A 15,994-nucleotide genomic window follows, 5' to 3' on the forward strand; every position below is an offset into this window, starting at 1 on the left:
TGAATAGTTCACGCGTGATAATCGCACTTGAGCGACCCTGTTTCATAGTTTGGGGAAGCACTTAAAAGCGGCCAACACGTTAACGCACGAATGGGAACGGGCGGTGAACCTTTAGGAGAAATCCTATCGGTTTGCCGCCTTTTTTGTTTATCGAAATATGAGAGGAGAGAAAGACATGTCAGTAAAGACCAAGACGAGACTGTATGTCTCTTAACTCGGCAAAAGGTCAAAGAGCATCTAAATGTGGACGTTGATATGAAAGGCCTGAAACATGAGAGACTACCGCCAAAGCCAACGTATAAGCAGATACAGGCGTATGTACTCGAGAAGTACGGTCTGAAAGTGTCGCCGTTATATATCGCAAATGTGAAAGGTGAGTTAGGCTTAGAGAAGCAGTTCTCCTACGAAAAGGAAGGCATAGTTGCAAAAAATCGACCTCAATGCTCGAAAGATAAACTCGATGCAGTAATCAAGGCGTTCAAGCACTTTAAGATGATCTCATCAAAGATAGAACACAGCATGAGAAAGGAATGGAGGAAAAGAGATGGCTGATGAATCTGGTAAAAAGAAGCGAACGAAATTGTGGGTGGCGATTGCCGTTATAGCGGCGATTGCAGTTTGCGGCGGAGGCGCGTATCTGTATTTCAGCGCACAAGCGGCTAAGGCATACGGTGTTCCGCTTGTGGTAAACGCCGAAGGACTTGACACGGAGAAGGGCACAAAAATCCCTATCCACGCGACTGGAAAAGATTCCAAGGGCAATGCTGTGGATAGCGTGTTCTACGGAGGGTCAAGCTCTTCCGGCATAGCGCTCAAGCCGGGCGATTACAGCCTTGCGATTGAGGCATCGCCCATCGCGGAGGACGGCACCATCTACAACACCAAGGACGCGGTTACGAAGGTGAGCATCGCCAAGGACGGCAAGACCAACGTCGAGAAGGAAATCACCATCGAACCAATCCCTGCGGAAGAGGTGGCAGACGAGCAAATCGAGGCGGCTTACAACGCGGCGAAGGACAGCGGAATCGACGCCGCCAAGCTCGACGATTTGAAGGAAAAGGCGCAAAAGCGCAGGGACGATGCCATAACCGCCAAGAAGGCCGAGGAAGAGAAGAGGGCAGCTGAGGAGAAAGCTGCTGAAGAACAAAAGGCTGCCGAGACCAAGGCAGCGAACGGCGGGCACGCATTCATGACGGATTATTTCTACGTGGATGTTCCGTCCAGCTGGAAGTCAAGCGAGTGGAGCGTGGAGCAGATAGACTCGCACAGATGGCGGTTCTCACATATGCCCGCCAACGATTATGGTGGTGCGGCTGACGTCGTTGTCGCGGAAAGTGACCCATGGCCGAACAGTAACACCACGCATCTAGGTATGACCGGCAAGGGGCTAAATGTGTATTACACGCAGGCTGGTGCAGGGTTTTTTGACAAGGGCGCAACAATCACACTGACGCAAGCACAGACGAGTGATAACTCTGATTACATGCGCGCCGATGGTTTTTGGAATTCCGACTATCAGGAGATAATGCGTGCTCGCGAGAGAGCCAGGCAGCAGCAGACGGGCGGTAGCAACTGATTTAGCCGTGTCCAAGCCGAAAGCGTGAGTGACGAGAGCAAGCGTGGCTCGAAAGAGCTGCCTTGCTCTTTTTTGATGCCTTAATCAAGATTGATTTCAAGAACGAGGCAAGAGTCATTTGCCTCGGTAAGGGGGCGCGGGCATTTTTCCGTACCTCAAGCAGCTAGCCCCCTGTGGAGTGGTCAAGGTTTTCTGGACAATTATTTAAGCATCTTCAGGCGGCATCTCGCTCTAAGTCGCAAGGCGCCATTCCAACAGCCCGTTCTCGCGCTCGGGCTCCCCGACCTTCTTCCGGGGCTTCGCGATCTCGCGGTCCTTGTCGGCCTTGGGGCTTCCGTTGCCTGGAAAGGCGGCGTCGCCCATCTCCTCGTATTCCTGAGCCCGGCGGCCGAGCGCGGAATCCTTGATCCCAAGCTCCTTTGCGAGGTCGACGGCCCTCGTCTCTCCGCTCGGCGCCACCCGGGCGGCCGCGACCTTGAACCGCTTGTCGTAGCACTTCCTTCTTTGGATCGTTCCGAACGCCTCTCACCCTTAACTTGGTGTCCAGAAAACCATACCCTCTCCAGTGAGCTGTTCTTAACATTTTCGGGTTATAGTCCGAGAATTTGTTGCATCACCCGTGGTAGCTAGGGGATACTTGCGTAAGTAAACACAAAAGTCTTTATTGGTTTAAATTGTCGCGTCGAACAGCATTGGGGAAATATGAGGGATTGTTCTGTTCCATTCCGTGGAAAACTCGCGCAGAGCCTATCTGAACTATTGGCTTTAGCCATAGCAACCGCCTTAACGCTGACTGTTGCGGGTTCGGTGGCTGTTTCCCGCGCTTATGCCGCAGACGCTTTAGGGGATCAACAGGTTCAGCAAGTGCTAGATCAGGTTCTCTCTGACCTCCAGAAAGTTGATTTTCGCGAGAAAGCCATCAGGGATAAACTTGCAAAGACCAATTTCACGGGAACCGAGAAACTAAACAAAAAAGTTGCGATTTGGAAGGACAATAAAGATAAGTACCCTAACCTTAACGATGTCCCGGAAGAGGTAGTGCTCCAGGCGCTACAAGAAGAGTACTTACTCGCTTCCGATATGGAGGGCGCATTCAACCAAATCAAAAAGGATTTACCAGCAATCCTCCCGCTAATGATAAGAGCAGATTCCCAGGTAGCTGCTGCGGGGAAGAATAAAGACGTCGCCTACTATGTAAACGCGATTAAAGACGATACTGCTGGTTTCCTGATTGGCGCTGCCTATCTGCAACGTAACTATGGTTTCAACATAGAACAGGGTGCTACGGTTGCTCGCCAGCTGATGACGGAAAATAATGCTTTCGGGAAAGAATATGCCCCCCTGGATGTAGTCAAAGCTATTGGGCAGCAGAGCGCCGATCAGCGCAAAATGTTGTCTACTCCTAAACTGTTTAAAGATGTTTTAGGTGGGAAGATAGCTGAACAGACCGATTTAGGATCTTTCCTTAATGACCAGGTAGTCAAGACAGGTCAGACTCCTGCCGATTGGTTTTGGAAAACCTCTAAAGCAGTAATTTATGAGAAGAAGTCGAAAGCAAACCCGGATGCTCCCTATCGGGTATTCGATAAGCTCAAAGGCGAACCGAACGGTCAGGCAGAGCTGCTCGCCCTATTGAACGCGTCAGAGAACTCTCTGTATGTGGTTTCGACGGTGGAGTCCATCATGTACGGTCTGACCGACACCTATGTAAATCGAGCACTCAAAGATGCTGATCGAAATGCTTATATTGCCGAACTAGAGGAGTTTGAACACAAGGTCGAATACGCCGCTGAACGCCAAGCCGACTATTTGGATTTTTGGCATCGCATAGCAAAAGAGGATAAGCGATCACAACTTGTAGGCAACCGCCGCGTATGGGACAACCAGCAGATTAAGAACCCGAATGAGACTTCTGCTGCAAAACGGTGGTCGCCTAAACAGGGTGCTGGGGTTGCCAGCGGAGTTAAAGAGTTTATGACCCCGTTAGGCTACTATTTTACTTTCACGCAGGCAGATGGAGTGGCCGACATTAATAGCGGACAGATCCACTACTGGTTGGCCAATGGTCTAGATGATCGCGGGCTGACCACCTACGCTCACGAACACACGCACCAAATGGCGAATCAGGTGCATTTTGCGGGATATGGTCAGCGTTCCGGGGCGAGTGCCGAACTGATTACTCGAGGCGTGTTCGAGCCGTGGCATCAGAACCATGATACGGATAAAGGGGCGAACTTCGACCTCAACCAGATTTTTGACCGCGCTGGGCAAGTAACTTATGGGAATGAAAATCCGGATCGTTTCCAGACAGCCGAGGATTTGAAGACCTATTACGGCAACCAGATGGATTTGATCTACACCCTGGACTATTTGGAAGCTGAGGTGGCTTTATCCAAAGACGATGCCACCAAAGCAAAACTGTTCAATAAAGTCACCTTGTCCGACAGAGACGAAAAGTTTGACAATATCACTGTCGATGAGGCTAAGAATCTTAAAACAATCAATGACCTGGTAGATATGAACGCGGTTGCCTATCGACTCATGGTTGATGGGCAAAAGGTAACTGGTACCGCTAAATATAACGGCTACTATGCGATTCCCCTGTTTACCCCGATTTATGGAGCGCCCCATAATCCCAACGGGATGAGCGGGGATATCCATACTAAGCGCCTGAGCTGGGAGATGCTTGCGGCATACGGCTACTACGAGGGTATGGTTCCCTACTTGTCTAATCAGTTAAAACCAGACAACGTTGCGCAAAATACGCAGTTTAGCGACGACGTGATTATTTCTGAGGTGAGTGGCGGTACTTACCCCACTATGGCGGCTTTCAAAAAGGCCCAGTATGCTGACCGGATTGCTAAGAAAGATAACTTAAAACCAATCACTGTTGATTGGGAGGGAAAGACCCAGCAGATCACCACCTATGCTCAACTTAAAGAACTAATGGATGCTGCTGTGGAGGACGACCTTAAAAATAATCGCCTGACGCAATCGGGCTGGTACAGCAAAATGCCCACAGATACCAAGGTGGAACGGTTAAAGAGCGCAGTTTTCTTAGCGTATAAAACTAACACCAATCAGTTTGCTACCAACATTTATAAGAATGCCCCTAAAACTTACGCGGTCACCTACAAGTTTAACGATTTCGACGACCTCCCCGAGGACGTGAAAAAACTCCTACCGGCCTCGCAAACCGATATTGCTGCTGGTAGCACGGTGACCCTGGCTGAACCAGGGAAGAAACAGGTGGTGACCGATAAGGGGATTTATGACTTCAAGGGCTGGGAACCTGCGACAATCACGAACATAGCTAAGGACGAAACCGTCACTGGTACCTGGACTTTTACCGCCTATGTGACCCCGGAAGCCCCCAGCAGTCGGGATGACGACTTTGCTCAAGGCGGGAATGAATATATCGGCAGCTACACGTTACCTGAGGTGGAGGGGGTTGAATACCTGGTAGACGGAAAAGTAGTTACCGGAACAGTAAATGTTAGTCCCAATCAGGCTGATGCGAATGCTCCGGTTACGGTTACCGTAACCGCCAGGGCAAAGGATGGTTATAGTCTTAAACCCTCCGCTACGTCCTCGTGGGAGTTTAAGTTTACCCGCGTGAGTGACAAAGACCGGTACGCCCCGTTCGCTGATCCGATTTCTTTGACAGTGGGAGATATGCTTCCGCTACCTAAAGATGTGGTTAAGTTCCCGGATACTCCGGGTCAGATGCCTACCGATCTAGATAAAGTGAAGTTCGCTTGGAAAGCGCCGACACCGAGCACGGACAAAGTCGGTAATACCAAGGGAACCATCACTGTTACTTATGCTGATGGCAGCAGCGAAGAAATCACCCTGAAAGTGATAGTAAAGGCTGACGAGCAACCAGGTACCGAACCTAGTGAACCCGGCACACAGCCGGGTGAAGAGATTCCCGGAACCACCCCCAATCCGGGTACAGGTAAACCTGACACTAAACCTTTGCAGCCGAGCAATCCCTCGTCAAACCCAACTCAGAGTGTTCCAAAAACCGCAGGTAAGACATCGGCGTTAGCGAATACTGGTTCTGTGGGGCCGGAGGCGTTAGTAGCTCTCGTTTTCCTTAGCACCGCTGGCGTGTTACTGGTTAGCTGTAGACGCAAATCTGTGCACAAACAGTAAGTAGCTGCGCTGCGGGATTGGGGGAGTTCATTTTTTAGGTGAAGGGTGAATTTCCCCGTCCAGGTTGCGATCAGGCGGTGACGGAGTTTTCCAATTGCTAACGCACCATCCAAGCTAGATTAGATAAATAAAAACCAGAAATATGGTAGTAAATCTTTTGTTGATTTATTTATTTATTCTTAGGCTTGTCGGTTCGGATGAGCATGCGGATGAAACCGCCCGCTACGCGTCCTTCTTGAGGTATGCGGCAAGCTTTTCGTCAAGCTTGCGCTGTTGGCGCCTGTGCGCAAAACCGAAGATCGTGGCGATCACGGCGAATATAAGCAGGTAGGTGATGGTGAACGAGAGCCAGGCCCCGAGGTTGTCCGAGGGAAACCAGCTCATCAGGACCGCTGTTGTCGCCAAGATCGCGTATAAGCACAGGCCGAACAGCGGCAGGCGCAGCGCGTAGGCCATGTGGCGGATAACGGTCGAAGTGAAGAAAACCAGCTGCAGGGCGGCTGACGCGACGCACACCCCGAAAACCGACCAGCACAGGTCGATGCCCCGCTTCGACGTCTCATCGGCGAAGACGGAGCCCATCGTCATGCATGCCAGCATGACGATGGTGAATCCAACGCACAGGGAAACCGCGAACGACCGCGCGTTTTCGCCTACTGTTCGGTGTTCGGTATCGATGATGCTTTTCGGGGCCATGACAGCTCCTTTCTCGGTCTACATTATTCCGATCTTGCGCCTGACCTGGGATGCGTATTGCCTTGATATGACAATTCGCTCGCTGTTCTCCAAAGTGGCCAGCATTCTGCCGTTCAAATCGGGGGAAAGCCCCGTTATCTTGCGAAAATTCACCACGCAGTTCTTCGCTATGCGCATGAAATCGCAGTCGGAAAACCTCTCTTCCATTTCGCAGAGGCGCAGCCTCGTTTCGAGAACGGAATCGTTTGTGTAGAAGAACGTGTGACCGTCGATAGACTCGATATACAGGACGTCTTCCGCGCTCACGATACGGGTTTGTCCATCTGAGTACCCGGTTACCTTGCGGTCGTGCATGCGAAGCCGTGCCACGATATCTAGCACCTCGCGATCGGTTTTGGCGCACAGGATGGTGATTTCGATATCGCGTGCAGATGGTCGTTCGTCAATCGTTATCTTCATCGCGCTCCTTTCAGCAAAGACATCATAGAGCGGCAAAGGGCACCGCGTTGGTCTTGTGCGGTTAAGTTGCCCTGCAGAGATTCTGAGTTGCAAGAACAGATAGCGATCTGCGCAGACTCGATTGAAAAAAAGATTGTTCGATCAATGGCGTATCATTCGATTCCTATGGGAAAACGGCGCTTCTTCGGGCGAAATCCAAGCGCGAGGTTTAAGATTTTCGGCAAGGATCGGTTTGGCGGGAGGTGCTGCGTGCGAAGAGGGGACACCGAAGTGATCGACGAGGGCCGCAAGATCGATTTGGCGCGGCGCGATTCCCGCGTCGGGTTCGAAATCGACTGCGAACTTGTGCCGGTGTCGGGTGGGAACAACCCCTGCAAGTACAGCGAATGCTTCGCCTCCGTCATCGGTTTCGGGCATCTGTCGATCTTAGATGATTGCGCAGGGTTCACGGTCAAAAGCAGGTGGCTATGATGATCGAAGCGACGACGGCGCTCGATCGCGTGGTTGCGTGCATCGATGGGCGCGGGCTTTCCACGGCCGAGGCTCCGGTTCTGCTGATGGTTTCGGGTGGCTCTGATTCGACGGCGCTTGCCTACCTTGCAGCCCACTTGCATCGCCTAGGGAGGCTGGGGCCGCTTGCCATGCTGCATGTGAACCATCGGTTGCGCGGCGACGACTCCGACGCGGATGCCGCATTCGTCGCCGAACTTGCCCAGGTGCTGGACATCCCCCTGTTTAACTGCGAGGTTGATATCGCGGCGCTCATCGGGGAAGAGGGGGGCAATCTCGAAGCGGTTGCCCGCCGCGAACGCTATGCGGCTGCCGATGAAGCGCTGAAGAGTCTCTGCCTGCACGAAGCTCGACCGTTTGCAGAGGGGCGCATCTTCACCGCGCACACCTCCGACGATCGCGTCGAGACGTTTTACATGCGCTCCATCGTGGGAACGGGTCCCGGGGGTTTTCGTTCGATGAGGTATCTGAACGGAAGGATCGCGCGACCCTGCCTCGATGCCACCCGGGAGGATCTGCGCGCCTACGTGCGCTTTCTTGCCGAATCGGGGCAGCCGGTGGTGCGCGACGGGGAGGGGGCGCTTTGGCGCGAGGATGCGACCAACGCCCACACCGATCGGTTCCGCGCCTACGTGCGCCACGAGGTCGTCCCGCGGGCCAAAGAGCGCAATCCCCAGCTTGCCCAAACGCTTACGCGCACGATGAATCTGATAGCCGATGAAGACGATTACCTGAATACCCAGGTAGACCGTCTGTTCGGGAACGCGGTGTCGTGGATCGTGTCCGACGAGGCCTGCGGACCTGATTGCGGGGCGGGTTTCGTTTTGCTGCCCGAGGCGGGGAAGGTGCATTCCGCGCTTGCCCGTCGCGTGGTGGTTCGCGCGCTTGAATCGATGCTGCCCCAGGGTGCGCGCATCGAGGCCGCCTCGGTCGAGGCGGTGCTTGCGGGGTTTGCGGACAAGCGGATAAACAGCGGGTATGTTTCCAACATTCAGGGAAACCTTGCGGTGAGCGCCAACAAGCATGGTGTGCGCGTCGAGCCGATGGCCGCGTTTCGCACGCGCCGCAATAAGAGAAGCTAGCAATCGGGGCGCGCAGGCTCCGGGAGGGATGTCGGTACGCATATGGAAGAAACAGACCGCCTGGTTTCCGCAAACGTCGAAGGCGACAAGGATGACGCGCATGCGGGGACGGGAGATTATCCGGGCGATGCGGCAGAGGCGGCCGTGGTGGGCGAGGTGATCGACTTCGATATCGTGCTGGCAAGCGCCTCCCCGCGCCGCCGTGACATTCTCGAGCAGGCCGGTATTCCGTTCACCGTCTGCGTAAGCGATGTTGACGAGTCGCTTGAGCCCGACGATCTGGCGCAGCCCGTGGAAGCGGCCAAGAAGCTTGCCCAGCGCAAGGCGGGTGCGGCGGTGCAGGAGGTTTTGAGCGACGAGTATGTGGGCTCGCTCATCGTCATAGGGGCCGACACGGTGGTTGACTGCCGGGGCGAGGTTTTCGGCAAGCCGCAGGATACCGAAGACGCGAAGCGCATGCTGCGCAGCTTGTCGGGTTGCACCCATCGGGTGCATACGGCGGTTTCGGTATGGATGATCCACGCCCCTAACGCCCAGGACGTGTCTTTGGGGTATCGCACGTTCTCCGACACCACGTGCGTCCGCTTCAAAGAACTGGCCGAATGCGATATCGAAAGCTACCTGGCTTGCGGAGAATCGTTCGACAAGGCCGGCGCCTACGCCATTCAGGGGGAAGGGTCGACTCTGGTCGAGGGCATTGACGGGTATCGCAGCACGGTGGTGGGCTTTCCCATCGAGCGCGTTCTGGACGAGTTTCCCGATATCGCGCGTATGAGACGCGTGTAAATATCGTACCTTCTGGGATGCCGTAGCCGTATCGTAAGGCGCTCTGATAAGCCCAATGGTAGAATACCGACGATATTGAACAGCAACGATGCCCGCCCATCAGCGATGTTGGGCGGTTCTTCGGTTTTCTGAGAAGGATGCTGAGCGTGGATCGAGACGTCGAAGAGATTCTGTACACCGAAGACGAGATCAAGCGGCGCGTTGCCCAGATCGGCGCGGCGCTTACTGAAGAGTACGCCGAGCGCGTCGAGCGCGGCGAGCAGATCGTCCTGATCTCGGTTCTGCGCGGCGCGGCCATCTTCATGGCCGATCTGGCGCGCGAGATCAAGCTGCCCGTCGAGATGGATTACATGGCCATCTCGTCGTACGGTTCCGGAACCAAGAGCTCGGGTGTCGTGCGCATCTTGAAGGATCTGTCCTCCGAGATCAGCGGAAAGCACGTTATCGTAGCCGAAGACATTCTCGACTCCGGCCTCACCCTCACGTACCTCCTGAAAAACCTCGCTTCGCGCGAACCGCTGTCGATCGAGGTTGCCACGCTGCTTCGCAAGAACACGCGGGCTCAGGCCAAGATCGACTGCAAGCACGTGGGCTTCGAATGCCCCGACCGGTTCATTGTGGGTTACGGTCTGGACTATGCCGAGAAGTACAGGAACCTGCCCTACATCGGCGTTCTGAAACCCGACATCTACCGGTAACGGCAAGGCCCGCTCGCTTCGGCAGGCGGGCGTTTCGATATTCTAGGCAACAGGGCAGACGCATGTTGTCTGCGAAAGGTAAGGCGCAATGTCAAACAACAGCAAGAAACCCCCGATTCAGGGTGCTAACCTGCGTACCGCCATCGTCAGCGTCGTCTTGTTCGCGTTCGTGGCGTTTTTGGCCGGGCGGCAGTTCCTCGCTATGACGAACCCCGACGGCAAACCCACCGACAACCTCATCACGTCCGAATTCATCCAGGCGGTCGAGCAGGATCGCGTGGTTTCGGTTACCTACGATGCGGGCTCTCATACGGTGAGCGGAACCTACTATCCGGCCGTCACCGCAGGCTCTACGGCGGCAGGCGCCTTCAACAAGTCGTTTTCGGCGCTGGGTGCGCTTGCGAACGCCGAAGCTCCTGCGTGGGTTAGCCTCCAGGGCATTGCAACCGAGGCTATCGAGGCCAAGCAACTGGGCACCGAGCGCAAGTACACCTCTACGTATGTTGGGCAGGACTCGCTGATCAACCTGGTGACGAAGCATCCTGACACCACGTACCAGATCAAGCTGCCCTCTCCGTTCGCCGACATCCTCACCACGCTTCTGCCCATCCTCATCATGGGCGCGCTTCTGTGGCTGTTCCTCACGCAGATGATGAAGGCGCAGAACTCGCAGATGGGTTTCGGGCGCGCCAAAGCGAAAAAGACGCTTGAGGAGCGCCCCGACGTCAAATTCGACGATGTTGCCGGCGTAGACGAGGCGGTCGAGGAGATGCAGGAGGTCAAAGACTTCCTGGCGAATCCCGAGAAGTACCGTCAGCTGGGCGCCAAGATTCCGCGCGGCTGCCTTCTGGTGGGCCCTCCGGGCACCGGTAAGACCCTCTTGGCCCGTGCGGTTGCCGGCGAGGCCGGCGTGCCGTTCTTCAGCATCTCGGGCTCCGACTTCGTCGAGATGTTCGTCGGCGTGGGTGCAAGCCGCGTGCGCGATCTGTTCCAGCAGGCTAAAGAGGCGGCGCCTTCGATTATCTTCATCGACGAGATTGACGCGGTGGGCCGCCAGCGCGGCACCGGTCTGGGTGGCGGGCACGACGAGCGAGAACAGACGCTCAATCAGCTGCTGGTCGAGATGGACGGTTTCGAGAAGAACGATTCGGTGGTTCTGATCGCGGCTACCAACCGCTCCGACGTTCTCGATCCGGCGCTTCTACGTCCGGGCCGCTTCGATCGCCAGATCGTAGTGGATGCGCCCGACGTGCGCGGCCGCGAGAAAATCCTCAAGGTTCACGCCCAGGGCAAACCGTTGGGAAGCGATGTCGACCTGAAGGCCGTGGCGGGCATCACCCCGGGCTTCACGGGCGCCGACCTTATGAACCTGATGAACGAAAGCGCGCTGCTTACGGCGCGCCGCGGCAAGAAGATCATCACCCAGACCGAGGTGAGCGACGCGATGGAGCGTATCATAGCCGGACCCGAGCGCAAGGGCCGCGTGATGAACGCCGAGACCAAGACAACCATCGCCTATCACGAAAGCGGGCACGCGCTTGTTGGGTTCACGCTCGACCACGCCGATCCGGTGCATAAGATCTCGATCATTTCGCGCGGCCGTGCGTTGGGCTACACGCTGTCCATCCCCGAAGAGGACAAAGTTCTCTCGACGGTGGGCGAAATGAAAGACGAGTTGGCGGTGTTCATGGGCGGCCGCGTTGCCGAAGAGATCTTCCGCGACGACTTCACCACCGGCGCCAGCAACGACCTCGAGCGCGCCACGAAGATGGCTCGCGCGATGGTTACCCAGTACGGTATGTCGCCGATTCTGGGGCATCAGGTGTTCGGTCAGCCCAATCACGAGGTGTTCCTGGGTCGTGATTACGGCAACACGCAGGATTACTCCGACGAGACGGCGCGCGCTATCGATGCCGAGGTGGCGCGCATTTTGAAGGAAGCGCACGATCGTGCTTACGAGATTCTCAGCGCGCGCAAGGACCAGATGCATAACATGGCGAAGGTTCTGCTGGAGCGCGAGACGGTGGAAGGCGAGGCGTGCCAGGCCCTGCTTGAGGATAGGTGGGACGAATACGTGGCACGCGAACCCGAGCTGATCGCCCAGCGCGAGCGGGAAGAGGCTGAGGCGCGCAAGCGCGATGAGGAGGAAGCCGAGCAGCGCGCTTTGCGCGAGCGCATGGCGGGAATCCCCGGCATGGAGGGGTTTGAGACTGCGTCTTCCGAGACCGATGCCGCCGTTTCGACGATTCCCGGTATGGAGTCCGTCGAAAAGCCGGCGGAAGCTTCCCCTTCTGCCGTCCAGGACGCTTCGATCGAAGGGGAAGGTGCCGACGGTTCTGCGGGCGCATCCCTTGACGACGCCGAGGGGAAGCGGCGAAACTAACGATCGCCTCGAAGGAGATGGCCCTATGTGGTGCTGTTCAACCTATGAATTCGACGAGAGGATGCCCATTATCATGGGCATCCTCAACGTTACGCCCGATTCGTTTTCCGACGGGGGAGATCACAACCGACCCGAGGATGCGATCGAGCACGCTTTGAAGCTGGTCCAGCAAGGCGCTTGCATCATCGACGTGGGAGGCGAGTCTACGCGCCCCGGTTCGGCCGAGGTTTCCATCGAAGAGGAGCTGCGGCGCACGGTGGATGTCGTGGCCGAGCTTTCCCGTCGCGGCGTATGCGTAAGCATCGACACGCGTCACGCCGAAGTGGCCGAGGCCTGTGTGAAGGCGGGCGCAGCGATCATCAACGATGTGTCCGGTTTTCGCGATCCCGCCATGGTGAGCGTGGCTGCAGCCTGCGATGCGGGGTTGGTGGTCATGCACATGAAGGGCGAGCCTTCCACCATGCAGAGCGACACGTCGTACCACGATGTGGTGGCCGAGGTGCGCGATTACCTGTTCCGCCGCGCCCGCCAGCTTGAGGCTGCCGGTATCGCGCGCGGGCGAATTTGCCTCGATCCCGGTCCTGGGTTCGGCAAAACGCCCGAACAGAGCCTTGATCTTATGCGCAACCTTCAAGAGCTGGTGCGGTTGGGGTATCCGGTTATGACGGCGGCCTCGCGCAAGCGCTATGTCGGATTCGCCTACGGCATCGACGCCCCCAAGGACCGCGACGGTGCTTCGGCCACCGAAGCGCTGCTGGGCTGCGAGCTGGGAGCCACGATCGTGCGAACGCACAACGTGGAGGCTAGCGCATCGGCTCTGAGGGATCTGCGCCCTCTCGCCGTTATAGCCCTGGGCTGCAACGTGGCGCTGGTCGCCCAGCCCGGAGAAGAGCGGGAAGCGAAGATCGCCCAGTTGAACTTGGCGATCGGCGCGCTGTGCGCGCTTCCCGATACGGATATCGTCGATATCTCGAGCTTCTACGAAAGCGAGCCTGCTTACTACGAAGATCAGGACTCGTTCGTGAATGCCGTGGCGCTTGTGCGCACGGGGATAGCCCCGAAGGAGCTTTTGGGTTACCTGCATGCCATCGAGAACAGCCTGGGTCGCGTGCGCGAGATCCCCAACGGGCCGCGCACCTGCGATCTTGATATCGTCGATTACCAGATGTACGTGGTCGATACGGAAGAGTTGGCGCTCCCGCATCCGCGAGCGCTCGAGCGCGACTTCGTGGTGAAGCCCTTGGCCGAGATCCGCCCCGGTTTCGTGTTCGCCGACGGTTCGATTCTCTCCGATGCGGGTGTGAAGTACGGCGCGGCCGTGCGCATCGGCTAGATCGGAAAGGCTGGCTGCCGGTATGGGGTTGTTCAACCTGGAGGTGCGGGACTCGGTAACCTCCACTAACGATCTGGTTAAACAGGCGATCGGCGAAGGCGCGCCCGAAGGGTATGCCGTCCTGGCCTTCTCCCAAAGCGCCGGATACGGTCGGCAGGGACGCATCTGGGCCAGCCCCTACGGCGGTATGTACCTGTCGCTGCTGCTGCGTCCCCCGGTTCCGCTCGACCGGGTTGCCACGGCGGGCCTGGTGGTCGCGCTTGCGGTGCGCTCGGCTGTCCTCGAACGGTTTCCAGCGGTGGAGGCCCAGGTGAAATGGCCTAACGATATCGTGTGCGCCCACGGGAAGCTGGCCGGTATTTCCTCTGAATACAAAAGCGGTGCGCTGTGCATCGGCATTGGCGCGAACGTGGTTCGGCCCGAGGAGGGCCTTGACGTGCCCGGTAAGTACGCGCCGGCGTATTTGTCGGATGCGTCGGTTGCCGGGGGCGCGTTTTGCCGCCGTGCGATCGAAGGGCTTGCGCGAAGCGTTCTCGAACAGCTCGAACCGCGCTACCTGCACTGGTGCGCATGCGGGTTCGAGCCGTTCGCGGATGAGTACCGCTCCTGCCTGTCGCTGACGGGAGCGGAAGTGGAGGTGGTGAACCGTGCGGGAGATCGGATTGCGCAAGGAGAGGTTGCGGGCATCGATTCCCTCGGCCGTTTGCTGGTGCGCGCGGATGGGGGAGAGCTTTCAGCGGTCGCTTCGGGTGAGGCTCACATCGCGCGCATCGGGCATCGCTAGGCTTGCGTCCCGAACACTCGGGCCAGCACGGAGTCGATGCGGGCGACCACGTCGGCGCGCTCCATCAGCTCGAAGCTTTCAAACAACGGGGGCGAAACCATGTTCCCGCAGACGGCGACGCGTACGGGTTGGAACACCATCTTCGGCTTCAGCCCTAAGGCGTCGCAGAGGTCGCGCACCTTTTCCTGCAATGACTCGAATTCCCAGTCGTTCGATTCATCGGCGATGATGGCGCGAGCGGCGGTCAGAACCTCGTCGGCGCGGGCTCCTTCTTTGGTCAGAACCTTCGACACCGATTTTTCATCGAGTTCGCGCACCTCGCCGCCCCAGAACAAAAAGGTCAGCTTCTCGGGAATCTCATCGAGGCGGGTAAGGCGCTCGGACAAAAGCGGGTAGGTTTGCTTCGCCCAGTCGGGATGCGCCAAGAACCAATCGTCGGTGGCTCCTGCGCGCTCGATCCAGGGCTTCGCAACGGCCCCGAAGGCCTCCTGTCCCATTTCCCGGATGTAGACGCCGTTCATCCAGTCGAGCTTGGTCTCGTCGAACACGGCGTCTTTTTTGGTGATGCGGTCCAGATCGAAGGACGAGCACAGCTTTTCGCGGTCGATGATGGTGGTTTCGCCGTCAAGCGACCAGCCCAGAAGCGCAAGGAAGTTGACGACGGCGTCGGACAGATAGCCGCGGTCGCGGTACTCTTCGACGCTGGTGGCTCCGTGACGCTTCGAGAGCTTTTTGCCATCGGCGCCCAGAATCATGGACAGGTGGGCGAAGGTGGGAACGGGGCGTCCCAAAGCCTCGTAGATCAGGATTTGGCGCGGAGTGTTGGACAGATGGTCGTCGCCGCGGATCACATGGGTGATGGCCATGTTGGCGTCATCGCAGACCACGGCGAAGTTGTACGTGGGAGTGCCATCGGTGCGCACGAGGATCATGTCGTCCATGACATCGGCGGGAAAGCTCATGTGGCCGTAGACGGCATCGTCGAACTCGATGGGGCCGTGGTTGTCGGGAACCCTCAGGCGCCAGACATGGGGCTCCCCGGCTTCGATGCGGCGAGCGGCTTCGTTCGCGTCGAGGTCACGGCATGTGCGGTCGTAGCCGGCATATCCGCCCTCGGTCGCTTCGGCCGCCGCGCGCTTTTCATCAAGCTGCTCTTTCGTGCAGAAGCAGGGGTAGGCCGCCCCGCTTTCCTTCAGCTGTTCAAGGGCGGCGGCATAGGTGTCCATGCGCTGCATCTGATGGTACGGCCCATATGCGCCGCCCACTTCGGGGCCCTCGTCCCAATCGAGCTCGAGCCATTTCATGGCGTTAAGAATGACCTGGACGTTTTCTTCCGTGGAACGCTCGGGGTCGGTGTCTTCGATGCGCAGGATGAAATCTCCGCCCTGAGCGCGCGCGTACGCCCAGTTGAAAATGGCCGTGCGGGCACCTCCGATGTGCAGGCGGCCGGTCGGCGAAGGCGCGAAGCGAACGCGCACCTTCTTTTGGGAATCAGTCATGTCGTGCCTCTCGTCGTAAGCGGGCAAACC

General features: G+C 57.2%; 14 protein-coding genes. 10 read left to right on the forward strand and 4 right to left on the reverse strand.

Features of this window, described 5'->3' with window-relative positions:
* The first annotated feature begins 243 nt into the window (after window positions 1-243).
* Complete coding sequence (locus EIH26_RS04015) at window positions 244-552, forward strand: hypothetical protein (RefSeq protein WP_206424668.1); 309 nt, start codon at window positions 244-246, stop codon at window positions 550-552.
* Window positions 545-1,576, forward strand: coding sequence for a hypothetical protein (locus EIH26_RS04020; RefSeq protein WP_124061004.1), 1,032 nt, complete (start codon window positions 545-547; stop codon window positions 1,574-1,576). The genes EIH26_RS04015 and EIH26_RS04020 overlap by 8 nt, the downstream gene beginning before the upstream one ends.
* A 231-nt stretch (window positions 1,577-1,807) precedes the next feature.
* Here the strand turns inward: EIH26_RS04020 and EIH26_RS04025 are convergent, their stop codons facing one another.
* Window positions 1,808-2,086 (reverse strand): transposase, encoded by a 279-nt coding sequence (locus EIH26_RS04025; RefSeq protein ID WP_370453765.1) that lies wholly within the window; start codon window positions 2,084-2,086, stop codon window positions 1,808-1,810.
* 192 nt (window positions 2,087-2,278) lie between these two features.
* On the opposite strand from EIH26_RS04025, the gene EIH26_RS04030 reads away from it, so the two are divergent.
* Entirely contained in the window at window positions 2,279-5,734 is a 3,456-nt protein-coding gene (locus EIH26_RS04030; protein ID WP_124061006.1) for a ZmpA/ZmpB/ZmpC family metallo-endopeptidase, read from the forward strand.
* A 222-nt stretch (window positions 5,735-5,956) separates the two neighbouring features.
* Here the strand turns inward: EIH26_RS04030 and EIH26_RS04035 are convergent, their stop codons facing one another.
* A complete protein-coding gene (locus tag EIH26_RS04035; RefSeq protein ID WP_124061007.1) occupies window positions 5,957-6,430 on the reverse strand; it encodes a DUF3021 family protein in 474 nt (157 codons plus the stop codon).
* Window positions 6,431-6,448: 18 nt separating this feature from the next.
* Window positions 6,449-6,889, reverse strand: coding sequence for a LytTR family DNA-binding domain-containing protein (locus EIH26_RS04040; protein WP_124061008.1), 441 nt, complete (start codon window positions 6,887-6,889; stop codon window positions 6,449-6,451).
* 249 nt (window positions 6,890-7,138) lie between these two features.
* Here EIH26_RS04040 and EIH26_RS04045 point away from each other — a divergent pair, with 249 nt between their 5' ends.
* The 7 genes from EIH26_RS04045 to EIH26_RS04075 all read left to right on the forward strand — a co-directional run bounded on the left by EIH26_RS04045 (window position 7,139) and on the right by EIH26_RS04075 (window position 14,465).
* On the forward strand, window positions 7,139-7,360 hold the full coding sequence (locus tag EIH26_RS04045; RefSeq protein WP_124061009.1) for a hypothetical protein: 222 nt from the start codon (window positions 7,139-7,141) through the stop codon (window positions 7,358-7,360).
* Window positions 7,357-8,481 (forward strand): tRNA lysidine(34) synthetase TilS, encoded by a 1,125-nt coding sequence (gene tilS, locus EIH26_RS04050; protein ID WP_241152750.1) that lies wholly within the window; start codon window positions 7,357-7,359, stop codon window positions 8,479-8,481. Before EIH26_RS04045 ends, tilS begins: the two co-directional genes overlap by 4 nt.
* A gap of 42 nt (window positions 8,482-8,523) precedes the next feature.
* Window positions 8,524-9,267, forward strand: a complete 744-nt coding sequence (locus EIH26_RS04055; RefSeq protein WP_124061010.1) for a nucleoside triphosphate pyrophosphatase — start codon at window positions 8,524-8,526, stop codon at window positions 9,265-9,267.
* 146 nt (window positions 9,268-9,413) lie between these two features.
* Window positions 9,414-9,965: a hypoxanthine phosphoribosyltransferase gene (gene hpt / locus EIH26_RS04060; RefSeq protein WP_124061011.1), complete on the forward strand. Its 552-nt coding sequence runs from the start codon at window positions 9,414-9,416 to the stop codon at window positions 9,963-9,965.
* Window positions 9,966-10,053: 88 nt separating this feature from the next.
* Window positions 10,054-12,348 carry an ATP-dependent zinc metalloprotease FtsH gene (gene ftsH, locus EIH26_RS04065; RefSeq protein WP_124061012.1) on the forward strand — a complete coding sequence of 765 codons (2,295 nt, stop codon included), beginning with the start codon at window positions 10,054-10,056 and terminating at the stop codon, window positions 12,346-12,348.
* A gap of 25 nt (window positions 12,349-12,373) precedes the next feature.
* A complete protein-coding gene (gene folP / locus EIH26_RS04070) occupies window positions 12,374-13,681 on the forward strand; it encodes a dihydropteroate synthase (protein WP_124061013.1) in 1,308 nt (435 codons plus the stop codon).
* 22 nt (window positions 13,682-13,703) lie between these two features.
* Window positions 13,704-14,465: a biotin--[acetyl-CoA-carboxylase] ligase gene (locus EIH26_RS04075; protein WP_124061014.1), complete on the forward strand. Its 762-nt coding sequence runs from the start codon at window positions 13,704-13,706 to the stop codon at window positions 14,463-14,465.
* Here EIH26_RS04075 and gltX read toward each other — a convergent pair.
* Window positions 14,462-15,964, reverse strand: a complete 1,503-nt coding sequence (gene gltX, locus EIH26_RS04080) for a glutamate--tRNA ligase (RefSeq protein WP_124061015.1) — start codon at window positions 15,962-15,964, stop codon at window positions 14,462-14,464. The two genes, EIH26_RS04075 and gltX, sit on opposite strands and share 4 nt — an antisense overlap.
* Window positions 15,965-15,994: the final 30 nt, after the last annotated feature.

This window comes from Gordonibacter sp. Marseille-P4307, assembly GCF_900604965.1.
Lineage (GTDB): Bacteria > Actinomycetota > Coriobacteriia > Coriobacteriales > Eggerthellaceae > Berryella.